Below are 571 nucleotides of genomic sequence, written 5' to 3' on the forward strand. Positions count from 1 at the left end.
CTTTTTAATTGGGCAATTGATCAAGGTCTTTTGGAAAATAATCCAGCTTTAGGAATAAAAAGACCCCCCCTCAAAAACAAAGATGGATTTCCTGTTTGGACAGAAGAAGATGTCGAAAAATATTATCAAAGATGGCATCATGGTACCCATGAACGTGTCTGGATTGATGTTCTTTTATATACGGGCTTGCGTCGTGGTGATGCGGTACGCATTGGCTGGAAAGATGCCAAAGATAATATCATTCACCTCAAAACAGAAAAAAGTAAATTTCAAACAGATGTTTTTCTTCCTATTTTACCGGAACTAGCAAAAACACTTGAAATTGGTCCTATTGGAGAAAAAACATTTATCTGTAGTAAAGTGAATCAAAAATTCACCAAAGAAAGCTTTGGGAATGCATTTAGAGACGCTTGTAATGCGGCTGGAATTAAAAAATCGGCGCATGGATTAAGAAAATTAGCCGCAACACGCGCAGCTAATTCTGGAGCAACAGTATCACAATTGAAAGCAATTTTTGGCTGGACAGAAGATCAGATGGCATCCCTTTATACAAAGAGTGCAGATCGTAAAA

Annotated in this window: 1 protein-coding gene; it reads left to right on the forward strand. The window is 37.7% G+C overall.

The genetic code is table 11. From position 1 onward, the window contains the following. Positions 1-571, forward strand: a 571-nt coding sequence (locus ACFINC_RS11685) for a tyrosine-type recombinase/integrase (RefSeq protein WP_375617304.1), incomplete at both ends; no start/stop codon positions are given.

Origin of the sequence: Bartonella sp. AP58NXGY (assembly GCF_042195785.1) — a bacterium.
In the GTDB taxonomy this organism is placed as follows: Bacteria; Pseudomonadota; Alphaproteobacteria; order Rhizobiales; family Rhizobiaceae; genus Bartonella.